This is a genomic window from Bacillus sp. JJ722 (genome assembly GCF_036963345.1).
Classification (GTDB): Bacteria; Bacillota; Bacilli; order Bacillales; family DSM-1321; genus Bacillus_AD.
In genome coordinates this window covers 8,156-8,464 of sequence record NZ_JBALMO010000049.1, presented here as the reverse complement: position 1 = coordinate 8,464, position 309 = coordinate 8,156, and the positions used below count along the sequence as shown (strand labels likewise).

1 protein-coding gene is annotated in these 309 nt (G+C 27.5%); it reads left to right on the top strand.

Annotated elements, in window-relative coordinates; translation table 11 throughout:
* Positions 1-129 precede the first annotated feature (129 nt).
* Positions 130-309, top strand: a 180-nt coding sequence (locus tag V7014_RS08070; RefSeq protein ID WP_335505977.1) for a hypothetical protein, incomplete at its 3' end; no start/stop codon positions are given.

Here is a 309-nt window from a genome sequence, read left to right as displayed (position 1 = left end):
TTTAACAATTAAATAAAAATATGTTTATTCATTTATTTAGAAATTGTTCTAGTATTTAACCAAATATACCTAAAGTAAATATTGCCAATTGTTTTCCTGATGTGTAATATTTATACAGGGAGGGGTTTTATGAAAAGTAATAAAAAATTTTCCATACCAATAACGACACTGTTAGTTTTTACTTTGGTTTGTGGTTTTGGAACTTCACACACAACAGCTGAAATGAATCTAGAAAATTCTATTTATGAAGATGAACCATCAATCCTGAATGACACACAAGACAGGTATATTCTTGTAAACTCTGGAATA